This is a genomic window from Mycobacterium seoulense, assembly GCF_010731595.1.
In the GTDB taxonomy this organism is placed as follows: Bacteria; Actinomycetota; Actinomycetes; order Mycobacteriales; family Mycobacteriaceae; genus Mycobacterium; species Mycobacterium seoulense.
Window position 1 is genome coordinate 5,171,524 of sequence record NZ_AP022582.1, and the last position, 22,665, is coordinate 5,194,188.

Consider the following 22,665-nt stretch of genomic DNA (forward strand, 5'->3'; position numbering starts at 1 on the left):
CCGTGGACCACGAAACAGAGACCGAGACCCAGCTCGTCGCCGAGACCCTGGTCGAAGAGGTGTCCATCGACGGCATGTGCGGGGTCTACTGACCCGCGTGTTCGATCCCGACCGCGGCTGGCGGTTGCACCCACAGGTGGCGGTTCGACCTGAACCGTTCGGGGCGCTGCTGTATCACTTCGGCACCCGCAAGCTGTCCTTTCTGAAGAACCGCACCATCCTCACGGTGGTGCGGTCCCTCGCCGACCACCCCGATGTTCGTTCTGCCTGCCGCGCGGCCGGCGTGGACGACTCGGGTGAGGCGCCCTACTTGCACGCGCTGGGCGTGTTGGCCGATTCGAAGATGTTGGTTCCCCAGGAGGCCCCATGACCGCCGGACTGGCCAGAGTGCCGCGGCTCATCGAGCAGTTCGAGAGCGGGCTGGACGCGCCCATCTGCCTGACGTGGGAGCTCACGTACGCCTGCAACCTGGCGTGCGTGCACTGCCTTTCGTCGTCGGGCAAGCGCGACCCGCGGGAGCTGTCCACCCGGCAGTGCATGGACATCATCGATGAGCTGGAACGCATGCAGGTGTTCTACGTCAACATCGGCGGCGGCGAACCGACCGTGCGCCCGGACTTCTGGGAGCTCGTCGACTACGCCACCGAACACCACGTCGGGGTGAAGTTCTCGACCAACGGGGTCCGCATCACCGAAGAGGTCGCCGCCCGGCTGGCCGCCAGCGATTACGTCGACGTCCAGATCTCGCTCGACGGCGCCACCGCGGAGGTCAACGACGCGGTCCGCGGCCCCGGGTCCTTCGACATGGCGGTGCGGGCGCTGGAGAACCTGGCCAACGCGGGCTTTGCGGACGCGAAGATCTCGGTCGTGGTCACCCGGCACAACGTCGACCAGCTCGACGAATTCGCCGCTCTTGCAAGCCGTTACGGCGCCACGCTGCGGATCACCCGGCTGCGTCCGTCCGGGCGGGGCGCCGACGTCTGGGAGGACCTGCACCCCACCGCGGCCCAGCAGGTTCAGCTCTACGACTGGCTGGTGGCCAAGGGTGAGCGGGTGCTCACCGGCGACTCCTTCTTCCACCTGTCGCCGCTGGGCTCGTCGGGCGCACTAGCCGGCCTGAACATGTGCGGCGCAGGCCGGGTGGTGTGCCTGATCGACCCGGTGGGTGACGTTTACGCCTGCCCGTTCGCCATCCACGACCGCTTCCTGGCCGGAAACGTGTTGACGGACGGTGGATTCGACAACGTCTGGAAGAACGCCCCGCTGTTTCGGGAGCTGCGCGAACCGCAGTCCGCGGGCGCGTGCGGCAGCTGCGGGCACTATGACGCCTGCCGTGGCGGCTGCATGGCGGCCAAGTTCTTCACCGGCCTGCCGATGGACGGGCCGGATCCCGAATGCGTCCAGGGGCACAGCGCGTCGGCGCTGGCCCGGCGGCGTGAGACGCCGCGCCCCCGCGCCGACCATTCCCGCGGGCGACGCGTTCGTCAGCCGGTGCCCTTGACGCTGTCCGTGCGACCGCCGGACACACCGCCCGCGCGCCTGTGCAACGAGAGCCCGGTCTAGGCCATGGCCGACCAATGGTTTGAAACCGTCGCCATCGCGCAGCAACGCGCGAAACGACGGCTCCCAAAATCCGTTTACTCGGCGCTGGTTGCGGGAAGTGAAAAGGGCATCACCGTCTCCAACAACGTCGAGGCGTTCAGCGAACTCGGGTTCGCCCCCCACGTCGTCGGCGCGCAGCAAAAGCGCGAGCTGTCGACCACCGTTATGGGGCAAGACGTTTCATTACCGGTGATCATTTCGCCCACCGGTGTCCAGGCGGTCGATCCGGACGGGGAAGTGGCGGTCGCGCGGGCCGCGGCGGCCCGCGGAACGGCGATGGGGCTGTCCTCCTTCGCGAGCAAACCGATCGAAGAGGTCATCGCCGCCAACCCCAAGGTCTTCTTCCAGGTCTACTGGCTGGGCGGGCGCGACGCGATCGCCGAGCGGGTGGAACGCGCGCGTCAGGCCGGCGCGGTCGGTTTGATCGTCACCACCGACTGGTCGTTCTCGCACGGTCGCGACTGGGGCAGCCCCAAGATCCCCGAGGAGATGAACCTGCGGACCATCCTGCGGCAGTCGCCGGAGGCCGTCTTCAAGCCCCGCTGGTTGTGGAAGTACGGCAAGACCCTGCGCCCGCCGGACCTGCGCGTGCCCAACCAGGGGCGTCGCGGCGAACCGGGTCCGCCCTTCTTCGCGGCCTACGGGGAGTGGATGGGCACGCCGCCTCCCACGTGGGAGGACATCGCCTGGCTGCGGGAACTGTGGGGCGGGCCGTTCATGCTCAAGGGCGTGATGCGCGTCGATGACGCGAAAAGGGCTGTGGACGCCGGGGTTTCGGCGATCTCCGTGTCGAACCACGGCGGCAACAACCTGGACGGAACGCCGGCGTCGATCCGCGCCCTGCCCGCGGTGGCCGCCGCGGTCGGCGACCAGGTCGAGGTGCTGCTCGACGGGGGCATCCGCCGCGGCAGCGACGTCGTGAAGGCGGTGGCCCTCGGGGCGCGCGCGGTGATGATCGGCCGCGCGTACCTGTGGGGCCTGGCCGCGGCCGGGCAGCCGGGCGTGGAGAACGTGCTCGACATCCTGCGCGGGGGCATCGACTCGGCGCTGATGGGTCTGGGACTCAGCAGCGTGCACGACCTCGGCCCGGGTGACATCCTGGTGCCGCCCGGCTTCACCCGCACGCTGGGTGTGCCGTCCGCCGGCGACGCCTGAACGGCTTAATTGCCGGTATCCCGGGCAGATTTCTCGGGAATGATTCGCCGCCCCGCCCGGTGGTACACGCGTGGTAGCCGTGACGGACGAGCACATATTTCGAACGCCCGATGAACCGGCCAGAAAAAAATCATTTTCAACGGCCAACAATTGGTGCACGCCAGGTGAATTCGGCCTACCATCACCGAGTGCCCGTACTCGGCGAATTGGCAATGGCGACGTCAAGCCAGCTGTCGGGCACTTCACCGTCGATATTGGTCCCGCTGGGGTCGACCGAACAGCACGGTCCGCACCTGCCGTTGGATACCGACACCCGGATCGCAATCGCGGTCGCCAGCGGGGCGCGGCCCCGTCTCGACGGCGACTGGCTGGTGGCGCCGGCCATCGCGTACGGCGCCAGCGGCGAGCACCAGAGCTTCGCCGGAACGATCTCTATCGGTACCGAAGCCCTGACCATGCTGCTGGTGGAGTACGGCCGGTCGGCCGCCGGCTGGGCCCGGCGCCTGGTCTTCGTCAACGGCCACGGCGGCAATGTCGGCGCGCTGACCGCCGCGGTCGCCCGGCTGCGGGCCGAGGGGCGCGACGCCGGCTGGTGCCCGTGCCTGGCCCGCGGGGGGGACGCCCACGCCGGGCACACCGAAACGTCGCTGTTGCTGCACATCTCGCCCGGTGCCGTGCTGGCCGATCGGTGGCTTGCCGGCAACCGCGCGCCGCTGTCCGAATTGCTCCCGCCGATGCGCCGCGGGGGAGTCGCCGCCGTCAGCCCGGTGGGCGTCCTCGGGGACCCCACCACCGCGACCGCCGCCGAGGGCGAGCGCATCCTGGCCGAGATGGTCGACGGCTGTGTGCGCCGAGTGGACCGGTGGTCACCCGGGCGCGACGGGCTGCTGACATGACCGCTGACATGACCGCTGACATGACGGCGCCGGCGCCCCGGCTGCCGGATGGCTTCGCCGTCCAGGTCGACCGCCGCGTGCGGGTGCTCGGCGACGGGTCGGCGCTGCTCGGAGGTTCGCCGACCCGGCTGCTGAAGCTGGCGCCGGCCGCCCAGGACATGCTGTGCGACGGCCGGCTGAAGGTCCGCGACGACGTCAGCGCGCAGCTGGCCCGCACGCTGCTGGACGCCACGGTGGCGCATCCGCGCCCGGCCGGTGGTCCGTCGCACAACGACGTGACGGTGGTAATTCCGGTGCGGGACAACCTTTCTGGAGTGCGGCGCCTGGTGAGCTCGCTGCGCGGCCTGCGGGTCGTCGTGGTGGACGACGGGTCGTTCCCGCCGATCGAGCCGGCCGACTTCGTCGGCGCGCACTGCGACGTCGAAGTGCTGCGGCACTCGCGCAGCAGGGGCCCGGCCGCCGCCCGCAACACCGGGCTGGCCGCCTGCACCACCGACTACGTCGCGTTCCTGGATTCCGACGTCGCGCCCCGGCGTGGGTGGCTGGAGGCGCTGCTCGGCCATTTCTGCGATCCGACCGTCGCCCTGGCCGCGCCGCGCATCGTCGGGTTGTCGCACAGCGAGAACGTGGTGGCGCGTTACGAGGCGGTGCACTCCTCGCTCGACCTCGGCGAGCGCGAAGCCCCGGTGCTGCCGCACAGCACGGTGTCCTACGTGCCCAGCGCGGCGATCATCTGTCGTTGCTCGGCCCTTCGCGCCGTCGGCGGGTTCGACGAGACCCTGCAGTCCGGCGAGGACGTCGACCTGTGCTGGCGGCTCATCGAGGCCGGCGCCCGGTTGCGCTACGAGCCCATCGCGCTGGTCGCCCACGATCACCGCACTGAACTGCGGGACTGGCTCGCGCGCAAGGCCTTTTACGGTGGTTCGGCGGCACCGCTCTCGGTCCGCCACCCGGACAAGACGGCGCCGGTGGTGATCTCCGGCTGGGCGCTCATGACCTGGATCATGATGGCATTCGGTACCCGCCTCTCGCAGCTGGCGTCCGTCGTCTTCGCCGTCCTGACGGGTCGCCGGATCGCCAGGGCGATGCGCGGCTCCGATACGTCGATCACCGACGTGGTGGTGATCGCGGCCCGCGGCCTGTGGTCGGCGGCGCTGCAGCTGGCGTCGGCTCTGTGCCGCCACTACTGGCCGCTGGCACTGCTGGCCGCCATGGCGTCGCGACATTTCCGCCGGGTCGTGCTGGTCGCCGCGATCATGGACGGCGTGGTGGACTGGCTGCGCCGCCGGGACGCCATCGGTGACGACGCCGAGCCGATCGGCCTGCTGACCTATCTGTTGCTCAAGCGTGTCGACGACCTGGCGTACGGCCTCGGGTTGTGGTGGGGTGTGCTGCGGGAGCGCAACCTGCGCGCGCTGAAACCGCAGATTCGGAACTAGCCGCCCCCTTGACTCACCCTTGATGAAGTCCGCCGCGCACAGCGATGTGCTGATCGTCGGTGCCGGCAGTGCTGGATCGGTTGTTGCCGAGCGTCTTTCCGCCGATTCCGGCTGCGCGGTGACCGTCCTCGAGGCGGGGCCGGCCCTCGACGATCCGGTCTTGCTGGCCCAGACCGCCAACGGGTTGCAGCTGCCGATCGGGGTCGGCAGCCCACTGGTGCGCCGCTACCAGACCAGCCTGACCGCCCGCCCCACGCGTCGGCATCCGATCGTGCGCGGGACAACGGTCGGCGGGTCGGGTGCGGTCAACGGCGGTTACTTCTGCCGCGGGTTGCCGCGCGACTTCGATCGCCTGGCGCTGCCGGGCTGGGCATGGTCCGACGTGCTCGACAGCTTCCGGGCCATCGAGACCGACCTGGATTTCGATGGCCCGGCCCATGGCCGCAGCGGGCCCATCCGGGTGCGTCGCACCCACGAAATGACCGGAACCAGCGAACGTTTCATCGCTGCGGCGCGACGTGCCGGGTTCGGCTGGATCGATGATCTCAATGACGCTGGGCCAGAACCTGTTTCGGGGATGGGGGCGGTCCCGCTCAACATCGTCGACGGCGTGCGCACCGGATCGGGTGCGGGCTTTCTGCTGCCGGCACTGGGCCGGCCGAATCTGACGTTGCAAGCGGGGACGCGCGCGGTGCGGTTGCGGTTCGCCGGCACCACCACGGTCGGTGTCGACGCGATCGGCCCGCAGGGGCGCATGACCCTGACCGCCGACCGGATCGTGTTGTGCGCCGGTGCCATTCAAACGGCGCAGCTCCTCATGCTCTCCGGAATCGGGGCGGCGGACGGGCTGCGGGCTCTCGGTGTGCCCGTGGTGGCGCCCCTGCCGGTGGGGGAGGCGTTCAGCGATCACCCCGAATGGGTGTTGCCGACCGACTGGGCGGTGGCACCCGGCCGGCCGGTGCTCGAGGTCGTGCTCAGCACCGGCGATGGTCTCGAGATCAGGCCCTACACCGGCGGATTCGTCGCGATGACCGGGGACGGCACCGCCGGGCACGCCGACTGGCCGCATATCGGGGTCGCGCTCATGCAGCCGCGGGCGCGCGGGCGCATCACGCTGGTATCGGCGGATCCCGACGTGGCGCCCCGCATCGAGCACCGCTACGACAGCGAGCCCGACGATGTCGCCGCGCTACGCGACGGATCCGAACTGGCCCGCGAAATAGCCTGCACCGCAACCTCTGTCGGGGCCCCGGTATGGTCCACGTCGCAACATCTGTGCGGCACCGCGCCGATGGGTGCCGACACCGACCCGCGGGCCGTCGTCGATCCTCGTTGCCGGGTGCACGGCGTCGACAATCTGTGGGTGATCGACGGCTCGATCCTGCCCACGATCACCAGCCGGGGGCCGCATGCCACCATCGTGATGCTCGGGCACCGGGCGGCGGCGTTCGTCCGGTGATGGCGTTACGCGTGGGGGGCGGGCCCCGGAGTGCGCGTGGGACCCGCCCCCGACGAGCGGCGAATGTTCATGCGTTCCACGTAGATGGCCACGACGAGTGGCGGTGCGCGCGCAGGTCTGTGCGTCGCGCGGACAATGCGTCGCAATATTCGTGGACGGCACGAGCGCCGGCTCGCGGTTCACATGCTCTTGCTTTCCTCGGTCGGCACCTCCTTTCGCCCGAACCCGAAAACCGTAGGCAGGCACGCTCGGAACGGAGGTGAACGCTGCCGCGCCCGCACCAGGGAGACCGGCCATCGGGCTCTGCTCAGCGCGGCGCATGCCGGCTCGGCCACGCTCGTCGCGCCTATCAACACCACATCGCACCTCGCCTCGCAGAGATGACCTGTACCTGTCGATATATATTTCTGATACCAGAAGCCGCGGAGGTTTTCAAGCATCCGGGAGGCCGACATGCACGGTGAAGCCGCTGTCGGACAACAGCATTGGATATAGCGCAGGTCAGCTACGGCGCCGGGAAAGCATCCGACGTACCGGCCGTATTTGCCTGCCGTCGCGGCCGGGCGCCCAGACCCCGATCAGCACCGCGGCGGCCGCGACGATCACTGCCATCGTGAGGGTCGAGGCGTGCAGGGCCGCCAGGAAAGCGGTCTTGCTGATGTCCGCCAGCTCGCGGCCCTGGGGCCCCAGCCGGTTCGCCACCTCGACGGCTTTGGCCAGCGAATCGGTCGCCGGGCCGCGGACCGGCCCCGGGAAGTCCGCCAGCTTCGGGGCAAGCTCGTGCGAATAGCGGCCGGCCAGAATGGAACCCGCCACCGCGATCCCCAGCGCGCCGCCCATCTCCCGGGACGTATCGTTCACCGCGGAGGCGACGCCCTGCTTCTCGTCGGGAACCGCTCCCATGATCGCCGACGTCGTCGGCGTGGTGCAGATTCCGATGCCCGTGGCCAATATCAGTGTCGGCCAGGAAAATTCGACATAGGTCGAGTGCAGGTTCAGCCGGTACATGCAGGCGAACCCGGCCGCCATCAGCAGCGTGCCGATGAACAACACGAGCCGTAGGCCCAGCTTGGGCACGTACCAGAACGACAGCGCCGAGAAGATGCCCAGCGGCACCATGAACGGGCCGAAGGAGATTGCCGTCGCCAGGGCCGAGTAGCCCATGATCTGCTGCACGTATTGCATGCCGACATAGAAGAACCCGAACGTCGCGCCGAACAGGATGACGATCGCGGCGACCCCGGTGGCGAAATTCGCGTCGGCGAACAACCGGACGTCCAGCAGCGGCTGCCGGTTGCGCCGGGCGAGCCGGAGCTCGACGACACCGAACGCGGCGGCCAGCACCGCGCCCGCGACGAGCCCGCCCCAGACCTGCGGTTCACTCCATCCACGGGTCGGCGCCTCGAGGATCGCGGCCACCGCGATCGCGACGGCGGCCCCGATCAGGGCCGCGCCCAGCCAGTCGATCCGCGGCGCGCGGCCGTCCCGGGACGAGGCGATGGTGCACGCCAGCGCGAAGATCACCAGCCCGGCGGCGCCCAGGGACCAGAAGATCGCGTGCCAGTCCCAAAAGCGGAGCAGCAGGCCGGAACCGAGCATGCCCAGGACGCCGCCGGAGCCGGCCGTGCCGGCCCAGATCCCGACCGCCTTGGTCCGGTCGTCCTTGTGGTGGGCCACCGTCAGCAGCGACAGCGTCGCCGGCATCACGAAGGCGGCGCCGATCCCGGCGATCGCGCGGCCGGCGATGATCTGCGCCGGGTTGTGCAGCACCGCCGGCGCCATCGAGCCGACCGAGAAGACGACCAGCCCGACGAGCAGCGCGCCGCGCCTGCCGTAGCGGTCGCCGATCGCGCCGGCGGGCAGCAGCAGGCACGCCAGGGCCACGGTGTATCCGTCGACGATCCAGTTCAGCTGCGACTGGGTGGCCGAGGTGGCCACCGCGAGGTCCCCCAGCGTGGTGTTCAACGCCGTCATCGACGCGACGACCAGCGCGACGCCCATGCAGGCGACGGCCAGCGTCCAGTTTCGCGCTCGGGGGCTACCGCCGATGCTGACTGCATCAGTACGCTGGTCGGGCTGGACCAGGGTTTCGACCATGTGATGCGCCTCCTCACGGTGGCGTCGGGAAGTTTCGAGACCAATAGTCTTGTAGGTAGACCGATAGTCTTGTTCCCAAACGTGGGAGGTGGGTCACAATTACCGGCGGTACTACCGATCCGCGTCCAGCACGCTCGCGGGCGCGCTTACTCGAGGCCGCCGCGTCATTACTGCGCGCCGGGGGGCCCAGCGCGGTGACCGTCGACGCGGTCACCCGTACCGCCAACGTAGCCAGGGCCACGCTGTATCGCCACTTCCCCAGCGGAAACGATTTGCTCGCAGCGGCTTTCAACAGCCTCATCCCGCCGTCGCCCAGCCCGCCGGCTGAGGGGTCGCTGCGGGATCGGCTGGTGGCGGTGGTGTTGGCCCAGGCCGAGTCGGTGGCCCAGGCGCCCGCCCTCATGACCGCCATGTCGTGGCTGTCCCTGGGCCGCGATCTCGAGGAGATGCCGGAACCCCGCGACAGCCACTCCGCGGACAGCGCGGCGATCACCACGCTGCGCGAGCGCATCGCCCAGCAGTACGCGGCCCCGTTCGACGCCATCTTCGACAGCCCGGAGGCCGCCGAACTGGGCGAGGTGGACCGGTCCAGGGCCATCGCGCTGCTCATCGGTCCGCTGGTGCTGGGGCGCCTGTCCACGCTTCCGGACTTCGATTACCGCGAGTGCGCGCTCGCGGCGGTCGACGGTTTCCTCTATGTTCAGCGGGCACACAATCGGGCCGGCGGCGCGAGCGTCGAATCGGCGGGCGCCTGAGGGCCCAAAAAGGCAGGTCGGCGGCCCTCGGCCAAGATTTGGCCAAACACACGATCTAGGGCATACTGTTCAGGTTGCCTTGGGCCGGGTTTGCGCCTGGTCGGGCATACGACCAGCGCCCAAAACGGGCGCGTCCGGTCCCATCCTTGGAGCGCGACATATTTTCGCCGCGGTCCAGGCTGCGTGAGGGTGACACGCCCGACCGCGGGGGCCGGTGGACCACGACAGGTAAACAGCGGCGCAGTATCCGGCGCGACGCTCGATCGGCCCAGGTTCGGGCACGATCAGCGCGCTGGGAGCACCAGGTCCGGACACGGATTTTGTAAGTGGAGTGAGGGTAGGAGAAGCGTGGCGGGACAGAAGATCCGCATCAGGCTCAAGGCCTACGACCATGAGGCCATCGACGCATCGGCGCGCAAAATCGTCGAGACCGTCGTCCGCACGGGTGCCAGTGTCGTAGGTCCGGTGCCGCTGCCGACTGAGAAGAACGTGTACTGCGTCATCCGCTCTCCGCATAAGTACAAGGACTCGCGGGAGCACTTCGAGATGCGCACTCACAAGCGGTTGATCGACATCCTCGACCCGACGCCGAAGACCGTCGACGCGCTGATGCGCATCGACCTTCCGGCCAGTGTCGACGTCAACATCCAGTAGGGGCTTGGTGAACTCATGGCAAGAAAAGGCATTCTGGGTACCAAGCTGGGCATGACGCAGGTGTTCGACGAGAACAACCGGGTTGTCCCGGTGACGGTGGTCAAGGCGGGGCCCAATGTGGTCACCCGCATCCGCACACCCGAGCGCGACGGTTACAGCGCCGTCCAGCTGGCCTACGGCGAGATCAGCCCCCGCAAGGTGAACAAGCCGGTGACCGGTCAGTACAGCGCCGCGGGTGTGAACCCGCGCCGGCACCTCGCCGAGCTGCGGCTGGATGACGAGGCCGCGGCGAGCGAATACGAGGTCGGCCAGGAGCTGACGGCGGATATCTTCGCCGACGGCGCCTATGTCGACGTGACCGGAACCTCCAAGGGGAAGGGCTTCGCCGGCACCATGAAGCGCCACGGCTTCCGCGGCCAGGGCGCCAGTCACGGTGCGCAGGCGGTGCACCGGCGGCCGGGCTCCATCGGCGGCTGCGCCACTCCCGCCCGGGTCTTCAAGGGCACCCGGATGGCGGGCCGGATGGGCAACGACCGGGTGACGGTCCAGAACCTGGTGGTGCACAAGGTCGATACCGAGAACGGCGTGCTGCTGATCAAGGGTGCGGTCCCCGGCCGCACCGGTGGGCTCGTGGTGGTCCGCAGCGCGATCAAACGAGGTGAGAAGTAATGGCGCTCAAGATTGACGTGAAGACGCCGGACGGCAAGGTCGAGGGCTCCGTGGAGCTGCCGGCCGAATTGTTCGACGCCCCGGCCAATATCGCGCTGATGCACCAGGTGGTCACCGCGCAGCGGGCGGCGGCACGCCAGGGCACGCACTCGACGAAGACCCGCGGCGAGGTCAGCGGCGGTGGGCGGAAGCCGTACCGGCAGAAGGGAACCGGCCGTGCCCGTCAGGGTTCGACGCGGGCCCCGCAGTTCACCGGTGGTGGCGTCGTGCACGGCCCGAAGCCGCGCGACTATGCCCAGCGCACCCCGAAGAAGATGATCGTCGCGGCGTTGCGTGGCGCGTTGTCGGATCGGGCGCGCAACGGCCGCATCCACGCGGTCACCGAGCTGGTGTCGGGTCAGACGCCGTCGACCAAGAACGCCAGGGCTTTTCTGGGCACGCTGACCGACCGCAAGAAGGTGCTGGTCGTGATCGGCCGCAGCGACGAGGCCGGCGCCAAGAGCGTGCGCAACCTGCCCGGTGTGCACATCCTGACGCCCGACCAGCTCAACACCTATGACGTGTTGCGCTCCGACGACGTGGTGTTCAGCGTCGAGGCGCTCAACGCCTACATCGGGGGCAGCACGGCTAGCACCGAGGAGGTTTCGGCCTGATGGCGACCATCACCGATCCCCGCGACATCATCCTGGCCCCGGTCATCTCGGAGAAGTCCTACGGGCTGCTGGATGAGAACGTGTACACCTTTGTGGTGCACCCCGATTCGAACAAGACGCAGATCAAGATCGCCATCGAGAAGATCTTCTCCGTCAAGGTCGCGTCGGTGAACACCGCGAACCGGCAGGGCAAGCGCAAGCGCACCCGGACCGGATACGGAAAGCGCAAGAGCACCAAGAGGGCCATCGTCACGCTGGCACCGGGGAGCAAGCCGATCGACCTGTTCGGGGCCCCGGCCTAGCCGCGCGCGAGAGAGAGACCTGATTAGACATGGCAATTCGCAAGTACAAGCCGACGAGCCCGGGCCGCCGCGGCTCCAGCGTGTCCGACTTCGCCGAGGTCACCCGGTCGGAGCCGGAGAAGTCCTTGGTGCGCCCGCTGCACGGTCACGGCGGCCGTAACGCGCACGGCCGCATCACCACCCGCCACAAGGGCGGCGGCCACAAGCGCGCCTACCGGGTGATCGACTTCCGTCGTAACGACAAGGACGGGGTCAACGCCAAGGTCGCGCACATCGAGTACGACCCCAACCGCACCGCCAACATCGCGCTGCTGCACTACCTCGACGGCGAGAAGCGGTACATCATCGCGCCGCAAGGCCTCTCGCAGGGCGACGTGGTGGAGTCGGGCGCGAACGCCGACATCAAGCCGGGTAACAACCTGCCGCTGCGCAACATCCCGGCCGGTACCGTGATCCACGCCGTGGAGCTGCGGCCGGGCGGTGGTGCCAAGCTGGCGCGGTCCGCCGGCTCGAGCATCCAGTTGCTCGGCAAGGAGGGCACCTACGCGTCGCTGCGTATGCCCAGCGGTGAGATCCGCCGCGTCGACGTGCGCTGCCGCGCCACGGTCGGCGAGGTGGGCAACGCCGAGCAGGCAAACATCAACTGGGGCAAGGCCGGCCGGATGCGGTGGAAGGGCAAGCGCCCCTCGGTCCGTGGTGTGGTCATGAACCCGGTGGACCACCCGCACGGTGGTGGTGAGGGTAAGACCTCCGGTGGCCGGCACCCGGTGAGCCCGTGGGGCAAGCCGGAGGGCCGCACCCGCCACCCGAACAAGGCCAGCAACAAACTCATCGTCCGGCGCCGGCGCACCGGCAAGAAGCACGGTCGCTAGGAACTCGAGGAGTAGCCAACCATGCCACGCAGCCTGAAGAAGGGCCCGTTCGTCGACGACCACCTGCTCAAGAAGGTGGACGTGCAGAACGAGAAGAACACCAAGCAGGTCATCAAGACCTGGTCCCGGCGTTCGACGATCATCCCGGACTTCATCGGCCACACCTTCGCCGTCCACGACGGGCGTAAGCACGTCCCGGTGTTCGTCACCGAGGCGATGGTCGGTCACAAGCTTGGTGAATTCGCGCCGACGCGCACCTTCAAGGGACACATCAAGGACGACCGGAAGGCCAAACGGCGATGACCACAACTGAATTCCCGTCGGCGGTCGCCAAAGCGCGGTTCGTGCGGGTGTCGCCGACGAAAGCGCGCCGGGTGATCGACCTGGTGCGCGGCCGGTCGGTGGCCGACGCGCTGGACATTCTGCGCTGGGCGCCGCAGGCCGCCAGTGAGCCGGTGGCCAAGGTGATCGCCAGCGCCGCCGCGAACGCGCAGAACAACAACGGGCTGGACCCGTCCACGCTGGTGGTCGCCACGGTGTACGCCGACGAGGGCCCGACCGCCAAGCGCATCCGCCCCCGCGCCCAGGGGCGCGCGTTCCGGATCCGCAAGCGCACCAGCCACATCACGGTCGTGGTGGAGAGCAGGCCGGCCAAGGACGAGCGTTCGGCGAAGTCGACGAGGGCCCGCCGCGCGGAAGCCAGCAAGGCCGCCGCGAAGGCACCCGCGAAGAAGGCCGGTTCCAAGGCGCCCGCCAAGGCGCCGGCCAAGAAGGCACCTGCGAAGAAGGCTTCGGCGAAAACCGCTGAGGCGAAGACTTCTAAGGCAACTGCTGAGACCTCGGAGGCGAAGGGAGGCTCAGACTAGTGGGCCAGAAGATCAATCCGCACGGCTTCCGGCTGGGCATCACCACGGACTGGAAGTCCCGTTGGTACGCGGACAAGCAGTACGCGGACTACGTCAAGGAAGACGTTGCGATCCGGCGGCTGCTGTCCACCGGTCTCGAGCGCGCCGGCATCGCCGACGTGGAGATCGAGCGCACCCGCGACCGGGTCCGGGTCGACATCCACACGGCGCGCCCGGGCATCGTCATCGGCCGCCGCGGCACCGAGGCCGACCGCATCCGTGCGGACCTGGAAAAGCTGACCGGCAAGCAGGTTCAGCTCAACATCCTCGAAGTCAGGAACCCCGAGTCTCAGGCGCAACTGGTGGCCCAGGGCGTCGCCGAGCAGCTGAGCAACCGCGTGGCGTTCCGCCGCGCCATGCGCAAGGCCATCCAGTCGGCGATGCGTCAGCCCAACGTCAAGGGCATCCGGGTGCAGTGCTCGGGTCGTCTGGGCGGTGCGGAGATGAGCCGCTCGGAGTTCTACCGCGAGGGCCGGGTGCCGCTGCACACGCTGCGCGCCGACATCGACTACGGCCTGTACGAGGCCAAGACCACCTTCGGCCGGATCGGTGTGAAGGTGTGGATCTACAAGGGCGACATCGTCGGCGGCAAGCGTGAATTGGCCGCCGCCGCCCCGGCGGGTGCTGACCGTCCGCGCCGCGAGCGCCCGACGGGTACCCGTCCCCGGCGCAGCGGCGCGTCGGGCACCACGGCGACCAGCACCGAGGCCGGCCGCGCCGCCGCGGGCGCCGAAGAAAGCACTGCGGCCGCGCCGGCGGAGACGGCGCCCGCCGCAGAACCGCAAAGCACGGAGAGCTGAATCATGTTGATCCCCCGCAGGGTTAAACACCGCAAGCAACACCACCCCCGCCAGCGTGGCATCGCCAGCGGCGGCACGGCGGTGAACTTCGGGGACTACGGCATCCAGGCCCTGGAGCACGCCTACGTCACCAACCGGCAGATCGAGTCCGCGCGTATCGCGATCAACCGCCACATCAAGCGTGGCGGCAAGGTGTGGATCAACGTCTTCCCGGACCGGCCGCTGACCAAGAAGCCCGCCGAGACCCGGATGGGTTCGGGTAAGGGCTCGCCGGAATGGTGGGTGGTCAACGTCAAGCCGGGCCGGGTGCTCTTCGAACTGAGCTACCCCAACGAGCAGGTGGCCCGGGCGGCACTGACCCGCGCAATCCACAAGTTGCCGATCAAGGCACGCATCGTCACCCGAGAGGATCAGTTCTGATGGCAGTGGGAATTTCGCCTGGCGAACTGCGTGAGCTCACCGACGAGGAGCTGACCGAGCGTCTGCGCGAATCGAAGGAGGAGCTGTTCAACCTTCGGTTCCAGATGGCGACGGGGCAGCTGTCCAACAACCGCCGGCTGCGCGCGGTGCGGCAGGAGATCGCGCGCGTCTACACCGTGCTGCGCGAACGAGAACTGGGCCTGGCTTCCGGGCCGGATGGTAAGGAATCGTGATGGCAGAAGCGAAGAAGGCGACTCCGAAGGCGGCAGCCGCGAAGGACACCGGCTCGAAAGAGAAGGGTCCCAAGCACACACCGGCCAAACCCAAGGTGCGTGGTCGGCGCAAGACGCGCATCGGTTACGTGGTGAGTGACAAGATGCAGAAGACCATCGTGGTCGAGTTGGAAGACCGCGTGCGCCACCCGCTGTACGGCAAGATCATCCGTACCACCACGAAGGTGAAGGCGCACGACGAGAACAGCACCGCGGGCATCGGCGACCGCGTCTCCCTGATGGAGACGCGGCCCACGTCGGCGACCAAGCGGTGGCGGCTCGTCGAAATCCTGGAGAAGGCCAAGTAGCCGAAGCGAGATCGAAACGCCCGAGACCCGATGGTCTCGGGCGTTTTGCTTTGCCGCGCGTGGCGGGGCTTTGAAAACAGGATCGGAATGCTCACCGTGCGGCTACGCTCGGCGCATGCCGACTGACTCCCAAGCCTTTCAGGGCAAGATCGAGCTGGATATCCGGGACTCCGAGCCGGACTGGGGTCCGTACGCCGCGCCGACCGCGCCGGAGAACTCGCCGAACATCCTGTACCTGGTCTGGGACGACACCGGCATTGCGACGTGGGACTGCTTCGGCGGCCTGGTCGAGATGCCCGCGATGACCCGCATCGCCGAGCGCGGGGTTCGGCTGTCGCAATTCCACACCACCGCGCTCTGCTCGCCGACCCGGGCGTCGCTGCTGACCGGACGCAACGCCACCACGGTCGGCATGGCCACCATCGAGGAGTTCACCGACGCGTTCCCCAACGCCAACGGTCGCATCCCGTTCGACACCGCGCTGCTCTCCGAAGTGCTCGCCGAGCGCGGCTACAACACGTACTGCGTTGGCAAGTGGCACCTGACGCCGCTCGAAGAGTCCAATCTGGCGTCCACGAAACGACATTGGCCGACCTCGCGCGGCTTCGAGCGGTTCTACGGTTTCCTCGGCGGCGAGACCGACCAGTGGTATCCGGATCTGGTCTACGACAACCATCCGGTCAACCCACCGGGCACACCGGAAGACGGCTATCACCTCTCGAAGGACATCGCCGACAAGACGATCGAGTTCATCCGCGACGCCAAGGTGATCGCGCCGGACAAGCCGTGGTTCAGCTACGTGTGCCCGGGCGCCGGGCACGCGCCGCACCACGTCTTCAAGGAATGGGCCGACCGCTACGCCGGCAAGTTCGACATGGGCTACGAGGCCTACCGCGAGATCGTGCTGGAAAAGCAGAAGTCGATGGGCATCGTGCCGCCGGACACCGAGCTGTCGCCGGTCAACCCCTATGCCGACGTGAAGGGGCCGCAGGGCGAGCCCTGGCCGCTGCAGGACACGGTGCGGCCGTGGGATTCGCTGAGCGATGACGAGAAGAAGTTGTTCTCCCGGATGGCCGAGGTGTTCGCCGGCTTCTTGAGCTACACCGACGCCCAGATCGGCCGGATCCTGGATTATTTGGAGGATTCCGGTCAGCTGGACAACACCCTCATCGTCGTGATCTCCGACAACGGCGCCAGCGGGGAGGGCGGTCCGAACGGATCGGTGAACGAGGGCAAGTTCTTCAACGGCTACATCGACACCGTCGAAGAGAGCATGAAGCTGTTCGACCATCTCGGCGGCCCACAGACCTACAACCATTACCCCATCGGCTGGGCAATGGCCTTCAACACCCCGTACAAGCTGTACAAGCGGTACGCGTCGCACGAGGGCGGTATCGCCGATACGGCGATCATCTCGTGGCCCAACGGCGTTGCCGCACATGGGGAAATCCGCGACAACTACGTCAACGTCTGCGACATCACGCCCACGGTCTTCGACCTGCTCGGCATGACACCGCCCGAAACCGTCCGGGGCATCGCGCAGAAGCCACTGGACGGTGTGAGTTTCAAAGCGGCCCTTGCCGATCCGTCCGCCGACAGCGGGAAGCAGACCCAGTTCTACTCCATGCTCGGCACCCGGGGGATATGGCATCAGGGCTGGTTCGCCAACACCGTCCATGCGGCCACCCCGGCCGGGTGGTCGCATTTCGACGCCGACCGCTGGGAGCTGTTTCACATCGAGGCCGACCGCAGCCAGTGCCACGACCTGGCCGCCGAACACCCGGACAAACTCGAGGAACTCAAGGCGCTGTGGTTCTCCGAAGCCGGCAAGTACAACGGGCTGCCGCTCTCGGACCTGAACATCCTGGAGACGATGACGCGGTTCCGCCCGTACCTTGTCGGTGAAAGGTCAAGCTACGTCTACTATCCCGACTGTGCGGACGTGAGCATCGGTGCCGGCGCCGAAATCCGCGGCAGATCGTTCTCGGTGCTGGCCGAGGTGAGCGTGGATACCACCGGCGCGGAGGGCGTGCTCTTCAAGCAGGGTGGCGCCCACGGCGGGCACGTGCTGTTCATCCAGGACGGTCGCCTGCATTACGTCTACAACTTCCTCGGTGAGCGGCAGCAGGCCGTGTCCTCGTCGGGCGCGGTGCCGTTGGGCAAGCATCTGTTCGGCGTCAGCTATTCGCGGACCGGAACCGTGCCGGACAGCCACACGCCGCTCGGCGACGTCACGCTGTTCATCGACGACGAAGTGGTCGGCACGCTCGCCGACGTGCAGACGCATCCCGGAACGTTCGGGATCGCGGGTGCCGGCATCACCGTCGGGCGCAACGGCGGGTCGGGGGTATGCAGCCGCTACAAGGCGCCGTTCTCGTTCACCGGTGGCACCATCACCCAGGTCACCATCGACCTGTCCGGCCGGCCCTATGTAGACGTGGAAGCCGAAATTGCGCTTGCCTTTTCGCGCGATTGAATTCTTGGCGCTGTGCTCGTTGGCGATCGCGGCGGTGGGCTGCGAGAAGACCACCGCCGGCACCGCGACGGGTGGGGCCGCGTCGCCGACGACGTCCAGCACACGAGTGCCCGATCCGGCCGAGCCGGTACCCGGCGTCGAAACCACGCTGCCCGACCACATTCCGCCCAACGCACTGGTGTGCTTCCCGCCGCCCGCCAGCGGCTCCATGACGAAGGCCTCGGTGGCGGACCCGGTCGCGCCCGTGCTCACCGTTGCGCTGCCGGACGGCTGGAGTTCGGCCCCGGGCACCGGTGACGTGGCGTTGACGTCGGCCGGGCCCGACGGCATGTCGATGCGGGTGACCATCGCCCGCACCGACCTCGAACCCGGCGGGGCGTTTCTGCGCTACGCCACCGATTTGCGAACGGCGAGCCCCGGCGTGAAGGTCACCGTCACCGCCGCCCAGTTCTGTGGCTACAGCAGCCAGCTGCTCAGCGGCACCGGCGGCGGGTCAGGAGCAAACGAATTCGCCGACCGCATCACCCACGTCTGGACCAACACCCGTGCGTATCTCGTGGTCGTCCATCTTCAGGGGCCCGGCAAAGCGCCGGGTTTCGCTGCGGCTAAATCTACGGTAATGCAGGAATTCGCCGTCACGATCCCATGAAAATTGTCGTTGTCACTGCTAGCATCTGGCCCGTGATGGCTCAATGACCGCCGGGACTCCGGCGCCCCCCGCGCCGCCGGCGCCGGCCGCGCCCCGAGGCCGGCAAATCGCAATATCTTTCGGTATCGTCGTGGCCGTCATCGTCATCTACGTGCTGTCGCTGATCGCCGTGCACCTGCTGGCAAAGTCGGCGCCCGCGCTGCCTCCGGTGGATTTCAGCAAGCTCGAGGCCGATGACAGCGTCGTGCAGGTGCACCTCGAGAAGCTGGATACCGTGGCGAACCGTCTGACGGTGAACGTGCTTGTCTACCCGAAGGACTCGCTGTACGACAAGAACTTCGGTGTGCTGACCACCGACGCGGCTGTGCGCCTGTACCCGGAGAACGATCTGGGGGACTTGCAGTACCCGGTCGGAAAGGCGCCGGCGCAAGTCAGCACCGGCCTGGTGGCTCACGGCGATCCCGGTAACTGGCCGTTCGACTCCTACAAGACGGAAGTCATTGCCGCCGACGTGTTCACCGGTTCTGGCCAGAACCGCGAAAAAGCTCCCGCCCGCGTGGAGGTGACCGGAAAGCTCGACGGGTGGGACGCCACGGTGACCCGCGTCCACGACCCGGAAGACCCGAACCCGGACGTCCAGGACAACGTGATCATCACGCTGGAGCGGTCCAAGGGTCCGCTGATCTTCGACGTCGGCATTTGCCTGGTCCTCATCGCCTTGCCCGTGCTGGCATTGTGGGTGGCGATTCCAATGGCGTTGGGCCGGACCACGTTCCTGCCTCCGTTGGGAACGTGGTTCGCGGCGCTGCTGTTCGCGGTCGTCCCGCTGCGCAACTTCCTTCCCGGTTCACCACCGCCGGGTTCCTGGATCGACCAGGCGATCGTGCTGTGGGTATTGATAGGGCTGGTCTCCGCGATGTCCCTGTTCATCGTCGCCTGGTGGCGATCGCGCGAGAAGAAGACGCCGAAGAAGGCGTGACACCTACTCGGGATTCGGTGCCTCCACGGAGCTGATCGCGTCGACGGCGCTCGACACCCGGGCTTGGAAGTCGGGTGAGAGCGGGATGTAGCCCGTCTTCGCGAGCTCCACCTGCCCCGGTCCGATCGCCGCCTGCAGGAACGCCTTGACGGCCTTGGCCACGTCGAGCGTGGGGTACTTGGAACAGACGATTTCGTAGGTGGCCAAGACGATGGGGTAGACGTCGGGCTGGGCGGGGTTGTAGAACGACGAGATGTCGAGCACCAGGTCATTGCCGGTGCCGATGATCTTGGCGCCGCCGATGGTCTTGCCGACGGTGTCGGTGCCGATGCGCACCGGCCGCAGTGAGCGGCGGCTCGCCGGGGTTTTGATCTCGGCGGCGTAAAGCCCCTGCTGCAGCGCGAAAGACAGCTCGTTGTAACTGATCGCGCCCTCGGTGGCTTTCACCAGCGCCGCGGTGCCGTTGTTGCCGGCGGCGCCGGTGCCGACGCCGCCGTTGAACGCCTTGCCCGTGCCCTTGCTCCACGCGCCGCCCGACGCGGCCTGCAGGTAGGACTGGAAGTTGTCGGTGGTCCCGGACGCGTCGCTGCGGTAGATGACGCGAATCTCTTCGGCCGGCATGGACGCGTTGAGTGCGGTGAGGGCCGGGTCATCCCAGCGCCTGATGGTGCCGTCGAAGATCTTGGCTATCGTGGACGCGTCGAGGACCAGGGAGTCGACCGAGCCGAGGTTGTAGGTGATGGCCAGCGGGCCGAACACCACGGGCAGGTTCCAGGCGTCGGCGCCGCCGCAACGTTGTTTGGCCGCGGCGTATTGGTCTCCGGACAGTGGCGTGTCCGATCCGCCGAAATCTGTTTTGCCCGCGAGGAAGTCGCTGATGCCCGCGCCCGATCCGTTGGCGGTGTAGTTGAGGGCCTGGCCAGGACAGACCTTGCCGTAGGCCGCGACGAACTTCGTCATCGCATTGGATTGGGCGGTCGAGCCGCTGGCCGTCAACGTCTGCTTGCCGCCGCAGTCCACCTTGGCGCCGGCGGCGTATGCCAGGGTCGGGTGGGGGTCGGTGCTGCATGCCGAGACCGCGACGAGAGCCGCGACCAGCACGCTCATGGCGGCGGCCGATCGGCTCTGCTCCGCGACGCACCGGTTCGGCATCCGTCACATTTAGCGTCATCGGATAACGGCCGGACCAACAACGGATGAACGGGTCATCGATCCGACTGCGCGATCAGGGGTCGTCCAACAGCCCGCAGCTTTCGCTGGAGGGCCGACCCGCGTGCGACCGGTTGCGGAAATTGCGTCTTTATGGCTAATTTTCGATAACGCCACGCGGAGGGTACGTGTTTGCTAGCGTCTGGCTTCGTGTGCCCCCCGCGCAACCTCCCGCCGGTCCAACGAGGTGTTGACAGATGACCCACCAGGCTCCCACCGCACCGCCGCCTCCCACGCCGCCGATGCCGCAGGAACACCCGCCCGCGAACCCGTCCACCCGGCGCCGACGACGCGCTGCGATCGGCGTGGGCATCGTCGTGGCTTTTCTCATCGTCTACGGGCTCTCGCTCTTTGGCGTCCACATGCTGGCCAAGTCCGCGGGACCGCTCAAGCCGCCCGACCTGAATGCGACCAACGACACCGTCGTATTGGTGCGCCTCGAGAAGCTCGATACCGTCGCCAACCGCCTCACCGTGAAAGTGCTTGTGATTCCTGAGGATTCGATGTTCGACAAACGACTCGACGTGCTCAAGACGGACACCGCGGTGCGGATGGACCCGCCGAATGACCTGGGCGACCTGCAGTATCCGGCGGGAAAGTCGCCGGCGCAGGTTGCCACCACCATCGAGGCGCACGGTGATCCCAATAATTGGCCGTTCGATTCCTACCGGACCGACACCATGTCGGCCGAGGTGCTCGTCGGCCAGGGCGATGCCCGCCAATACGTGCCCGCCCGGTTGGAGGTGACCGGGGCGTTAGACGGCTGGGATGTCAGCGTCCAGCGCGTCGGCGAAGCCAGCCAGGAGTCGGAGCGTCCCGACAACGTGATCATCACGCTGCACAGGGCCAAGGGCCCGTTGATCTTCGACTTGGGTATCTGCTTGGTGCTTTTCGCCCTGCCCACTCTGGCGTTCGCTGTGGCCATCCAAATTGCCTTGGGCAGAAGGAAGTTCGTGCCGCCGTTCGTGACGTGGTTCGCCGCCATGCTGTTCGCCGTTATCCCGATCCGTAACTTCCTTCCCGGCTCGCCACCGCCGGGCGCATGGATCGACCAGGCCCTGGTGATCTGGGTCCTGATAGCGCTCGTCGGGGCGATGGGCCTCTACATGGTCACCTGGTATCGACAATCGGATTGACCCGCCCGGGAAACGGCGGGCATACCCTGGGGTGGTGCTCACCGAACTGGTCGACCTACCGGGCGGATCGTTCCGGATGGGATCGACCAGCTTTTATCCCGAAGAGGCGCCGATCCACACCGTGACGCTTCCCGCCTTCGCGGTGGAGCGGCACCCGGTGACCAACGCGCAGTTCGCCGAATTCGTTTCCGTCACAGGCTATGTGACGGTTGCCGAGCAGCCGGTCGACCCGGCGCTGTACCCGGGGGCGGATCCGGCGGACCTGTGTCCCGGGGCCATGGTCTTCCGCCCCACGCCCGGACCGGTCGACCTGCGCGACTGGCGGCAGTGGTGGCACTGGGTGCCGGGCGCCAGTTGGCGGCGCCCGTTCGGGCCCGGCAGTGACCTCGCCGACCGGGCCGATCACCCGGTCGTTCAAGTGGCCTATCCCGACGCCGCCGCATACGCGCGCTGGGCCGGCCGGCGGCTGCCGACCGAGGCCGAGTGGGAGTATGCGGCCCGGGGTGGAAGTGCCGCGACGTACCCATGGGGCGACGAGCCGAACCCCGGCGGGCGGTTGATGGCCAACACGTGGCAGGGCCGCTTCCCGTACCGCAACGACGGCGCGCTGGGCTGGGTGGGCACATCGCCGGTGGGGACGTTTCCCCCCAACGGGTTCGGCCTGCTGGACATGATCGGCAACGTCTGGGAGTGGACCGCCACGAGGTTCTCCGCGCACCACCGCCTCGATGAGCCGCCGAAAGCCTGTTGCGCCCCAACGGGGCCGGCGGATCCGGCGGTGAGCCAGACGCTCAAGGGCGGCTCGCACCTGTGCGCGCCGGAATACTGTCACCGGTACCGCGCGGCCGCGCGGTCACCCCAGTCGCAGGACACGGCTACCACCCACATCGGGTTCCGCTGTGTCGCGCAGCAAACGGCGTCCGATCGTCGGGGCACCACCCAAAGCTGACGGGGCCAA

Annotated in this window: 26 protein-coding genes; 24 read left to right on the forward strand and 2 right to left on the reverse strand. The window is 68.0% G+C overall.

Annotated features, from left to right (window positions below; genetic code table 11):
* Positions 1 to 2: 2 nt before the first annotated feature.
* The 7 genes from mftA to mftG all read left to right on the forward strand — a co-directional run bounded on the left by mftA (position 3) and on the right by mftG (position 6,551).
* On the forward strand, positions 3 to 92 hold the full coding sequence (gene mftA / locus G6N37_RS24035) for a mycofactocin precursor MftA (protein WP_040621348.1): 90 nt from the start codon (positions 3 to 5) through the stop codon (positions 90 to 92).
* Positions 77 to 370 carry a mycofactocin biosynthesis chaperone MftB gene (mftB, locus tag G6N37_RS24040; RefSeq protein ID WP_142274923.1) on the forward strand — a complete coding sequence of 98 codons (294 nt, stop codon included), beginning with the start codon at positions 77 to 79 and terminating at the stop codon, positions 368 to 370. Before mftA ends, mftB begins: the two co-directional genes overlap by 16 nt.
* Positions 367 to 1,563: a mycofactocin radical SAM maturase gene (gene mftC, locus G6N37_RS24045; protein ID WP_163683858.1), complete on the forward strand. Its 1,197-nt coding sequence runs from the start codon at positions 367 to 369 to the stop codon at positions 1,561 to 1,563. The genes mftB and mftC overlap by 4 nt, the downstream gene beginning before the upstream one ends.
* Before the next feature lie 3 nt (positions 1,564 to 1,566).
* The gene (gene mftD, locus G6N37_RS24050; RefSeq protein WP_163683859.1) at positions 1,567 to 2,757 is read left to right on the forward strand and encodes a pre-mycofactocin synthase MftD; all 1,191 of its coding nucleotides are present in this window, start codon (positions 1,567 to 1,569) and stop codon (positions 2,755 to 2,757) included.
* 164 nt (positions 2,758 to 2,921) lie between these two features.
* Complete coding sequence (gene mftE / locus G6N37_RS24055) at positions 2,922 to 3,653, forward strand: mycofactocin biosynthesis peptidyl-dipeptidase MftE (RefSeq protein ID WP_163683860.1); 732 nt, start codon at positions 2,922 to 2,924, stop codon at positions 3,651 to 3,653.
* 20 nt (positions 3,654 to 3,673) lie between these two features.
* Positions 3,674 to 5,092: a mycofactocin biosynthesis glycosyltransferase MftF gene (gene mftF / locus G6N37_RS24060; RefSeq protein ID WP_163685448.1), complete on the forward strand. Its 1,419-nt coding sequence runs from the start codon at positions 3,674 to 3,676 to the stop codon at positions 5,090 to 5,092.
* Between the two features lie 22 nt (positions 5,093 to 5,114).
* Complete coding sequence (mftG, locus tag G6N37_RS24065) at positions 5,115 to 6,551, forward strand: mycofactocin dehydrogenase MftG (protein WP_163683861.1); 1,437 nt, start codon at positions 5,115 to 5,117, stop codon at positions 6,549 to 6,551.
* Positions 6,552 to 7,052: 501 nt separating this feature from the next.
* On the opposite strand, the gene G6N37_RS24070 is transcribed toward mftG, so the two are convergent.
* Entirely contained in the window at positions 7,053 to 8,648 is a 1,596-nt protein-coding gene (locus G6N37_RS24070; protein WP_163683862.1) for an MFS transporter, read from the reverse strand.
* Positions 8,649 to 8,746: 98 nt separating this feature from the next.
* On the opposite strand from G6N37_RS24070, the gene G6N37_RS24075 reads away from it, so the two are divergent.
* The 15 genes from G6N37_RS24075 (at position 8,747) to G6N37_RS24145 (ending at position 19,362) form a co-directional block, all read left to right on the forward strand.
* Positions 8,747 to 9,403: a TetR/AcrR family transcriptional regulator gene (locus G6N37_RS24075; protein WP_163685451.1), complete on the forward strand. Its 657-nt coding sequence runs from the start codon at positions 8,747 to 8,749 to the stop codon at positions 9,401 to 9,403.
* A 348-nt stretch (positions 9,404 to 9,751) separates the two neighbouring features.
* Complete coding sequence (gene rpsJ / locus G6N37_RS24080; protein WP_003873519.1) at positions 9,752 to 10,057, forward strand: 30S ribosomal protein S10; 306 nt, start codon at positions 9,752 to 9,754, stop codon at positions 10,055 to 10,057.
* Between the two features lie 15 nt (positions 10,058 to 10,072).
* Positions 10,073 to 10,726, forward strand: coding sequence for a 50S ribosomal protein L3 (gene rplC, locus G6N37_RS24085; protein WP_163683863.1), 654 nt, complete (start codon positions 10,073 to 10,075; stop codon positions 10,724 to 10,726).
* The gene (gene rplD / locus G6N37_RS24090) at positions 10,726 to 11,379 is read left to right on the forward strand and encodes a 50S ribosomal protein L4 (RefSeq protein ID WP_163683864.1); all 654 of its coding nucleotides are present in this window, start codon (positions 10,726 to 10,728) and stop codon (positions 11,377 to 11,379) included. Before rplC ends, rplD begins: the two co-directional genes overlap by 1 nt.
* The gene (gene rplW, locus G6N37_RS24095) at positions 11,379 to 11,681 is read left to right on the forward strand and encodes a 50S ribosomal protein L23 (RefSeq protein ID WP_065441075.1); all 303 of its coding nucleotides are present in this window, start codon (positions 11,379 to 11,381) and stop codon (positions 11,679 to 11,681) included. The genes rplD and rplW overlap by 1 nt, the downstream gene beginning before the upstream one ends.
* Before the next feature lie 29 nt (positions 11,682 to 11,710).
* Complete coding sequence (gene rplB, locus G6N37_RS24100; RefSeq protein WP_055401875.1) at positions 11,711 to 12,553, forward strand: 50S ribosomal protein L2; 843 nt, start codon at positions 11,711 to 11,713, stop codon at positions 12,551 to 12,553.
* Positions 12,554 to 12,574: 21 nt separating this feature from the next.
* Complete coding sequence (rpsS, locus tag G6N37_RS24105; RefSeq protein ID WP_010908582.1) at positions 12,575 to 12,856, forward strand: 30S ribosomal protein S19; 282 nt, start codon at positions 12,575 to 12,577, stop codon at positions 12,854 to 12,856.
* The gene (gene rplV, locus G6N37_RS24110; RefSeq protein ID WP_163683865.1) at positions 12,853 to 13,419 is read left to right on the forward strand and encodes a 50S ribosomal protein L22; all 567 of its coding nucleotides are present in this window, start codon (positions 12,853 to 12,855) and stop codon (positions 13,417 to 13,419) included. Before rpsS ends, rplV begins: the two co-directional genes overlap by 4 nt.
* Positions 13,419 to 14,258, forward strand: coding sequence for a 30S ribosomal protein S3 (rpsC, locus tag G6N37_RS24115; RefSeq protein WP_083171572.1), 840 nt, complete (start codon positions 13,419 to 13,421; stop codon positions 14,256 to 14,258). The genes rplV and rpsC overlap by 1 nt, the downstream gene beginning before the upstream one ends.
* Positions 14,259 to 14,261: 3 nt before the next feature.
* Positions 14,262 to 14,678, forward strand: coding sequence for a 50S ribosomal protein L16 (gene rplP, locus G6N37_RS24120; protein ID WP_007167840.1), 417 nt, complete (start codon positions 14,262 to 14,264; stop codon positions 14,676 to 14,678).
* Entirely contained in the window at positions 14,678 to 14,911 is a 234-nt protein-coding gene (rpmC, locus tag G6N37_RS24125) for a 50S ribosomal protein L29 (RefSeq protein WP_066951916.1), read from the forward strand. The genes rplP and rpmC overlap by 1 nt, the downstream gene beginning before the upstream one ends.
* Positions 14,911 to 15,258 (forward strand): 30S ribosomal protein S17, encoded by a 348-nt coding sequence (gene rpsQ / locus G6N37_RS24130; protein ID WP_163683866.1) that lies wholly within the window; start codon positions 14,911 to 14,913, stop codon positions 15,256 to 15,258. The genes rpmC and rpsQ overlap by 1 nt, the downstream gene beginning before the upstream one ends.
* A gap of 115 nt (positions 15,259 to 15,373) precedes the next feature.
* Positions 15,374 to 17,734 (forward strand): arylsulfatase, encoded by a 2,361-nt coding sequence (locus G6N37_RS24135; RefSeq protein ID WP_163683867.1) that lies wholly within the window; start codon positions 15,374 to 15,376, stop codon positions 17,732 to 17,734.
* Complete coding sequence (locus tag G6N37_RS25970; protein ID WP_232075173.1) at positions 17,709 to 18,383, forward strand: hypothetical protein; 675 nt, start codon at positions 17,709 to 17,711, stop codon at positions 18,381 to 18,383. Before G6N37_RS24135 ends, G6N37_RS25970 begins: the two co-directional genes overlap by 26 nt.
* 43 nt (positions 18,384 to 18,426) lie before the next feature.
* Positions 18,427 to 19,362 (forward strand): DUF4436 domain-containing protein, encoded by a 936-nt coding sequence (locus G6N37_RS24145; protein WP_163683868.1) that lies wholly within the window; start codon positions 18,427 to 18,429, stop codon positions 19,360 to 19,362.
* Positions 19,363 to 19,365: 3 nt separating this feature from the next.
* Here the strand turns inward: G6N37_RS24145 and pstS are convergent, their stop codons facing one another.
* Positions 19,366 to 20,514, reverse strand: coding sequence for a phosphate ABC transporter substrate-binding protein PstS (gene pstS / locus G6N37_RS24150; protein WP_163683869.1), 1,149 nt, complete (start codon positions 20,512 to 20,514; stop codon positions 19,366 to 19,368).
* Positions 20,515 to 20,768: 254 nt separating this feature from the next.
* On the opposite strand from pstS, the gene G6N37_RS24155 reads away from it, so the two are divergent.
* Both G6N37_RS24155 and G6N37_RS24160 read left to right on the forward strand, forming a co-directional pair.
* Positions 20,769 to 21,707, forward strand: coding sequence for a DUF4436 domain-containing protein (locus G6N37_RS24155; protein WP_163683870.1), 939 nt, complete (start codon positions 20,769 to 20,771; stop codon positions 21,705 to 21,707).
* Between the two features lie 34 nt (positions 21,708 to 21,741).
* A complete protein-coding gene (locus tag G6N37_RS24160; RefSeq protein ID WP_163683871.1) occupies positions 21,742 to 22,656 on the forward strand; it encodes a formylglycine-generating enzyme family protein in 915 nt (304 codons plus the stop codon).
* The last annotated feature ends 9 nt before the right edge of the window (positions 22,657 to 22,665 follow it).